The organism is Ilumatobacter sp., assembly GCF_030065885.1.
Taxonomy (GTDB): Bacteria; Actinomycetota; Acidimicrobiia; order Acidimicrobiales; family Ilumatobacteraceae; genus Ilumatobacter.
The window spans coordinates 1-7008 of the sequence record NZ_JASJCS010000177.1 but is presented as its reverse complement, the minus strand read 5'-3'; the positions used below and the strand labels follow the sequence as shown (position 1 = coordinate 7008).

General features: G+C 68.4%; 6 protein-coding genes and 1 pseudogene. 1 reads left to right on the top strand and 6 read right to left on the bottom strand.

Translation table 11 applies throughout. From position 1 onward, the window contains the following. The 5 genes and pseudogenes from QNJ12_RS22890 to tig all read right to left on the bottom strand — a co-directional run. Nucleotides 1-794, bottom strand: a pseudogene (locus QNJ12_RS22890) (hypothetical protein); the annotation flags it as partial. A gap of 311 nt (nt 795-1105) precedes the next feature. After that, on the bottom strand, nt 1106-2401 hold the full coding sequence (locus QNJ12_RS22885) for a Mur ligase family protein (protein WP_300626306.1): 1296 nt from the start codon (nt 2399-2401) through the stop codon (nt 1106-1108). Between the two features lie 25 nt (nt 2402-2426). Next, a complete protein-coding gene (gene clpX / locus QNJ12_RS22880; RefSeq protein ID WP_300626304.1) occupies nt 2427-3707 on the bottom strand; it encodes an ATP-dependent Clp protease ATP-binding subunit ClpX in 1281 nt (426 codons plus the stop codon). Between the two features lie 103 nt (nt 3708-3810). Continuing rightward, complete coding sequence (locus QNJ12_RS22875; protein ID WP_300626302.1) at nt 3811-4443, bottom strand: ATP-dependent Clp protease proteolytic subunit; 633 nt, start codon at nt 4441-4443, stop codon at nt 3811-3813. Further along, entirely contained in the window at nt 4440-5825 is a 1386-nt protein-coding gene (gene tig, locus QNJ12_RS22870; protein ID WP_300626300.1) for a trigger factor, read from the bottom strand. Before tig ends, QNJ12_RS22875 begins: the two co-directional genes overlap by 4 nt. A gap of 201 nt (nt 5826-6026) precedes the next feature. Here tig and QNJ12_RS22865 point away from each other — a divergent pair, with 201 nt between their 5' ends. Continuing rightward, nucleotides 6027-6305: a hypothetical protein gene (locus QNJ12_RS22865; protein ID WP_300626298.1), complete on the top strand. Its 279-nt coding sequence runs from the start codon at nt 6027-6029 to the stop codon at nt 6303-6305. Nucleotides 6306-6771: 466 nt separating this feature from the next. On the opposite strand, the gene QNJ12_RS22860 is transcribed toward QNJ12_RS22865, so the two are convergent. Continuing rightward, the coding region (locus tag QNJ12_RS22860; protein WP_300626297.1) for an NYN domain-containing protein at nt 6772-7008 on the bottom strand (237 nt) is incomplete at its 5' end.

Genomic DNA, 7008 nt, shown 5'->3' with positions numbered 1-7008 from the left:
GCGGGGTGGCGGCCGCCGGTCAGGGTTGGCAGGTCGATGTGCACGACCATCCCGGTGCGGGCCTTCCCACCGGTCGCCGACACGGCTTCGACGAGGGCGTCGACGGTGAGCCGGTCCCACGAGACCCGTGCGCTGTGCTGTTGGTTGCGGCGGCGCAAGGTGCCTCGCGCTCGCTGGATCGCCGACCAGAACACGCGGTCGGTGACCGGGTCGCACTCGATCAACGTCTTGTGCATCCCGGTCTGCTTGTCGACCCAGCGCGAGATCTTCGACTGGCGGCGCTGAGCCTCGAGCTCGTCGACGTCGGCCCGGCTGTTGTGGCGGGCACGGATGCCCTTGGCGAGGTCGCGGCAGTTGCGGGCGAACGCGTCGACGCCTTGCCGGGCAGCGTCGCCGAGCAGTGACTCGGCTTCGGCCGCGAACTCGGCGGTCTCGGCCTCGTCGAGGTTGCGGGTCGCCGCGGCGACCGCGTCGACGTGGCCGGCCGACACCTCGCCGGTGGCCAGTGCGTCTTCGAAGCCGGGCATCGCCGAGCACACCTCTTCGCGCTCGGCTGCGGCCTTGGCGTCCTTGGAGGACTGCTTGCCGTCGCGGGTCAGCGAGCTCGCCGGACCGGCCGCCCGACCCTGCTCGGCCAGACGCCGCTGGGCTCGGGTCGCACGCACCTGCTCGGCGTCGAGCCACGCCCGCAACACGGTCAACCGGCCGACATGGCCCGCGAGGCCGTCGGCATCCAACATGTCCGGATCGGTGACACGCACTTCGGCGTACACCTCATCAGGCGGATGTCGCATCTGTTCTCCGATCGCTCTTCGGTGTGGTTGGGGACTCGAACGAGTCGATCGGCGAAGCCGGAACCCACACCATACCGAACACACGTTCGACCGTCAACCCCCGGCTCTTGATCGGGGACGTTCGACCGACGAGGTGGCCGACGGCAAGCGTCCCGAGTGCGCCCTCGGTGATCGGCTCGAGCGAGCACCGATCGTGGCCCGTGACGCGTCGACCGCGGATCGCTGACGAGTACGGGGCCCGGCTGTCCGAGCGGACGTGCGACGATCTCGATCCCCGAGTGGCGAGACGGCCGAACACGGCCGGTCACGGCTCAGTTGACGCTGGCGCGGAGCGCCGGGCGGGCGTCACCGGCGACGTAGATGCTGCCGGTCGCCAGGATGGAGTCGTCGGCGTCTGCGTACTGCAACGCCGCCCTGCAGGCCGTCGCCACGTCGTCGTGCACGTAGACCTCGTCGCAGCCGAGGTCCCGGGCCGCCTTCGCGACCTCGGCACCCGGCACACCGAGCGGCGACGGCGCCGTGCAGGCGTGCACGACGTCGAACTCGTCGGCCCGCAGCGCGGCCACCATCTCGCCGGGATCGCGCAGTGTCCCGACGACGAGAATCCGGCGCCCGTCGGGTTGGAAGTCGCCGAAGAACACCGACGCGCTGACGTCGGCGCCCGGCGGGTTGTGGGCGCCGTCGACGATGACGAGCGGCTGGACGCCGACGACCTCGAAGCGGCCCGGCACCTCGACGTTGGCGAACCCCTCGTGCACGACGTCCTCGGCGAGCGGCGCGGCGAAGAACGTCTCGGTGGCGGCGAGTGCGATCGCCGCGTTCTCGCCCTGATGGGCACCGTGGAGCGGCAGGAAGACGTCGGTGTAGATGGTCGTCGGCGTGCGGAGGTCGAGCGCTCGGCCACCGATCGCGAGCGAGTTGTCGACCGTCTCGAAGTCGTCACCGCGGACGAGCGTGGTCGCTCCGCCCTCGTCGCGGAAGATCTGCACGAGATCGGGCTGGGTGGCACCGACGACGGCGGCGCTGCGCGGCTTGATGATGCCGGCCTTCTCGGTGGCGATCGCCTGCAGCGTGGGGCCGGCGAACTCGGTGTGGTCGAGGGCGATGTTCGTGATCACGGCGACGTCGGCGTCGACGATGTTGGTCGCGTCCCAGCGACCCAGCATGCCGACCTCGACCACCGCCACGTCGACGGCGACGTCGGCGAACCACCTGAACCCCGCGGCGGTGACGGCCTCGAAGAACGTCGGGCGCACGCCGGTGATCATCTCCAGATCGGCGACGCCGGCGATCTGCTCCGCGAACTCCTCGTCCGAGATCGGCTCGCCGTTGCGCTTGATGCGCTCGTTGATCCGTTCGAGGTGGGGGCTCGTGTACGTGCCGACCGTCAGCCCCTGCGCCATCAGCAACCGGCTGATCATCTGCACCGTCGAGCCCTTGCCGTTGGTACCGGTCACGTGGATGACCGGCTGCGCGAGGTGCGGGTCACCCATGGCGGCCGACAGCGTCTCGATGTGGTCGGTCGACGGGCTCTCGATGCGGCCGGTCTTGTGATACGACGCGTGATCGTCGAGATACGCGAGCGCGGCGGCGAAGTCCATCGTCATCGACGGCTGTGCGGCGTCGCCGGGTTCAGCTGGCTGCCCGCCGCGGACGGGAGGACGAGCTCTTGCGAGGCACCAGCGTCGGATTGGTCTTCTCGCGGACGGTCTCGGCGTCGATGACGGCCTTGCCGATGTCGGTGCGACCCGGCAGGTCGTACATGGTGTTCAGCAGCACCTCTTCGAGGATCGCCCGGAGCCCACGGGCGCCGGTGCCGCGCAGGATGGCGAGATCCGCGACCGCCTCGAGGCCGTCGTCGGAGAACTCGAGCTCGACGTCCTCGAACGCGAACACCTTCTGATACTGCTTGACCAGGGCGTTCTTCGGCTCGGTCAGGATCTTCACCAGCGCCTCGCGGTCGAGCGAGCGCACGACACCCACCATCGGGAGCCGCCCGATGAACTCGGGGATCATGCCGAACTTGACGAGGTCTTCGGGGAGCACCTGCGAGAACAGCTCGCCCGGATCGCGCTCGCTCTTCGACTTGACGGTGCCGTGGAAGCCGACGCCCTGCTGCCCGACACGCTGTTCGATGATCTCCTCGAGCCCGGCGAATGCGCCGCCGAGGATGAACAGCACGTTCGTCGTGTCGATCGTGATGAACTCCTGGTGCGGGTGCTTGCGGCCACCCTGCGGCGGGACCGACGCCGTGGTGCCCTCGAGGATCTTGAGCAGTGCCTGCTGGACGCCTTCACCCGACACGTCGCGGGTGATCGACGGGTTCTCGCTCTTGCGGGCGATCTTGTCGATCTCGTCGATGTAGACGATGCCGGTCTCGGCGCGCTTGGTGTCGAAGTCCGCTGCCTGGATCAGCTTCAGGAGGATGTTCTCGACGTCCTCGCCGACGTAGCCGGCCTCGGTCAGCGCCGTGGCGTCGGCGACGGCGAACGGCACGTTGAGCATCCGGGCCAGCGTCTGGGCGAGGTGGGTCTTGCCGCACCCGGTCGGGCCGAGCATCAAGATGTTCGACTTCTGCAGCTCGACGTCGTCGCGACGACCGATGCCGGCTTGCTGCTGGTACTGGATGCGCTTGTAGTGGTTGTAGACCGACACCGCGAGGATCTTCTTGGCGTCGTCCTGCCCGACGACGTAGTCGTCGAGGAACTCACGGATCTCACGCGGGTTCGGCAGCTGATCGAAGGTCAGCTCGTCGCCCTCGGTCAGCTCCTCTTCGATGATCTCGTTGCAGAGATCGATGCACTCGTCGCAGATGTACACGCCGGGACCGGCGATCAGCTTCTTGACCTGCTTCTGGGACTTGCCACAGAACGAGCACTTGAGGAGCTCACCGGTGTCTCCGAACTTCGCCATGTGATGCCCCCTTTCGCCGCTTCGTCGTGGTTGTCGTTGTCGTCGTTGCGGGCGACGTCTCCGAGACGCTAGCCGCTCGACCGGGTACCCCGGGTGATCGTGATCAGCGAATCGCCGACCCCGAATCGGCCGTGGTGCGCGACGAGATGACCGAATCGATGATGCCGTACTCGAGCGCCTCGTCGGCCTCCATCACGAAGTCGCGGTCGGTGTCTTCGTGGATGCGCTCGAGCGTCTGTCCGGTGTGCTCGGCGAGGATGTGCTCAAGCAGGTCGCGCATCCGCAGGATCTCCTTCGCGGCCAACTCGAGATCGGTGACCTGGCCGTAGCCGACCTGCCCGTAGGGCTGGTGGAGCAGCACCCGGCTGTGCGGCAGCGCGAGCCGCTTGCCCTTGGTGCCGGCCGCGAGCAGCACCGCTGCCGCCGACGCCGCCTGCCCGAGGCAGATGGTGGCGATGTCGTTGCGGATGAACTGCATCGTGTCGTAGATCGCGAACAGCGCCGTGATGTCGCCGCCGGGGCTGTTGATGTAGATGTTGATGTCCTTCTCGGGGTTCTCGGATTCGAGATGGACCAACTGCGCGCAGATCAGCGAGGCGATCTGATCGTCGATCGGCGTCTGCAGGAAGATGATGTTGTCCTTCAGCAGGCGGCTGTAGAGGTCGTACGCCCGTTCACCGCGGCTCGTCGTCTCGACGACGTTGGGGACGAGGTAGTTCGTTGCGTCGAGGTTCATGCCGGGTCCGGCTCCGTTTCGTGCTCGTCGTGTTCGTGTTCGTCGTGTTCGTCGGTCTCGTCGTCTTGAGTATGCCCGAGCACAAGATCACGATCGATCGCGTGCCCCTCGTGGTCGACCATCTCGACCTGCCGCAGCAGCCAGTCCATCGCCTTGGACTTGCGGATCTGCGCCATCAGGTCGGGCACCGAGTCGCTGCGTTCGTACGCTCGGCGTACGTCCTTCGCCTTCTGACCGAACTGCATGGCCATGCGGGCGTACTCGCGCTCGAGATCGTCGTCGTCGACCTCGATCTGCTCGGCCTCGGCGACGGCGCGCAACGCGAGGTCGGCCTTGACCGCCGACTCCGCCTGGGGCCGGGTGTTCTCGATCATCTGCTGCACGTCCTGCCCGGTGGCCGACAACCATGCCTCGATGTCGATGCCCTGCGACTGGATCTGGCGGAACATGTTCTCGGCCTGGCGCTGCATCTCGGATTGCACCATGGAGTCGGGCAGCTCGACGTCGACGAGGCCGACGAGTGCGTCGGTCAGCGCCGGCACGACGCGCTGGCGGACGTGGTTGAGCTTGCCCTCGGTCAGCTGCTCGACGATGGAGGCCTCCCACTCGGCGACGGTGTCGAACTCGCCGGTGTTGTCGGCGACCCACTCGTCGGTCAGCTCGGGCAGCTCGAGGGCCTGCACCGACTTGACCGTCACGTTGAAGTCGGCGGCCTCGTCGGTGCCCTTCGGCGTGGCGGTGAACGTGAGCTCGTCGCCGGCGCTGACGCCGACGAGATGGTCGTCGAAGTCGTCGGCGACCCAGCCCTGGCCGAGCTCGTAGGACCAGTCCTCGGTGTTGAGGCCCATGACCTCCTCGCCGTTGCGGGCGGCGGCGAGGTCGAGCGTGAGGTAGTCGCCCGTCTCGGCCGGCCGGTCGACGTCGGCGAGCGAGCCGCCCTGGCGCAGCTCGGCCCGCCTCGCCTCGGCGAGCTCGTCGTCGGTGGGCGCCGGCGAGTCGAGCTCGATCCGCAACCCGCCGTAGCCGGGCACGGTGATGACAGGTCGGATCTCGCACTCGGCCTCGAACTCGACGAGTCCCTCTTCCTGCCCGCCGGTGATCTCCACCTCGGGGGTGGCGATCAGGTCGACGTCGTGCTCGCGCACCGCCTTGCCGAGGTACTGCGGGATCGCATCTCGCAACGCCTGATCACGGGCAGGGCCGACACCGATGCGGGCCTCGAGCACCCGCCTCGGCACCTTGCCGTTGCGGAACCCTGGCAGCTTGACCTCGCGGGCGATGGTGCGGAAGGCCTGCGCGATGTCCTTGTCGAACTCTGCTTCGTCGACCTCGACGTACAGCTTGACCTTGTTCCCCTCGAGGGGTTCGACCGATGATTTCACAGGCCGAAAACCCTACCGGCGCGCCGTCGAGGTGGGGCTCCGCAAGGCCGCTGATCGGCCAGGGCGGCCCGCGGCCGACCCGCTGCGCTCGGCGAGGGGATGCGTCGGGGCGACTCGCCCGCCGGGCGTCGAGGGCGCCGGCCGCCGACGATCCCGGCGGGCAACGTGCATCTTCGCGGCGCGATCCGGCAGAATGTCGCCGTGCAGTTCTGGAAGCCGCATTCGCTCGCGTCGCCCCACGAGGGCCAGCTCGACCTCAAGATCGGCGACAAGGTGCGGGCCACCGAGGACCTGCCCGGCGTGCCGGCCGGCACCGGCGGCAAGGTGATCTTGGCGAACGGCTTCAACTGGCAGCGCTACCGCGTGCTGTTCGACAACGGCGGCGAGCTCGGCGATCTCGACCATCGCAACCTCGAACCGATCGGCCGCACCGCGAAGCGGCTGGCCAAGCGCGCCAAGATCGCGGCCCGCGGCGGCTGAACAGCACTCCCACCGGCCGAGCCCGCGCCCGCCCGAGTCGCCGGCCCACCGCCGAACCCGAACACCACCGTCACGTCGGAGTGCCACGCTGGCGGCTGTCAGGAGCCGTGCCGGCGCCTGGGATCCTGGACCGCGACAGCTCGGATGCTGCGTCGGTGGCGGCTCGAACTCTGCGGCAGCCACCACGACATCGCCCGTCCTGTTGACTGCCACAGCACCCGGATCGCCCGTTCCTGGCAGCAACAACGACGCAATCCGTCGCTTCGACTGCCACGGAATCGACGACATCGCCCGTCCTGTTGACTGCCACAGAATCCGGATCGCCCGTTCCTGGCAGCAACAACGACGCATTCGGTCGCTTCGACTGCCACGGAATCGACGAGGGCACGCACCGACCTGCCCGGCGTGCTCGGGCGTGGTGGCGGCTGGAACGGCACGGCACGGCCGGGCGTTCCTCGGCGGCCGATCAGTGCATCAGATCGGTGAACTGGTCGCTCGACATCGTGTTGGCGCCCATCGCCCGGACGTCGGTGACGATCGCCTGGTCGCCGGTGACCACGACCACCTGACGCGTCGAGGGCAACCGCCGCACCTCGTCACGGATCACGTCGTCGGCGATCATGTCGGCCGGCGAGTAGACGACACGCACGATCCGTCGCCCGTCGGCGGCCGCACCGACCACGTCGGCGCCGTCGAACACCAC

Excerpts from the sequence above, each read along its gene's own strand:
- QNJ12_RS22885 (WP_300626306.1), bottom strand. The coding sequence starts at position 2,401 with ATGACGATGGACTTCGCCGCCGCGCTCGCGTATCTCGACGATCACGCG.
- clpX (WP_300626304.1), bottom strand. The coding sequence starts at position 3,707 with ATGGCGAAGTTCGGAGACACCGGTGAGCTCCTCAAGTGCTCGTTCTGT.
- QNJ12_RS22875 (WP_300626302.1), bottom strand. The coding sequence starts at position 4,443 with ATGAACCTCGACGCAACGAACTACCTCGTCCCCAACGTCGTCGAGACG.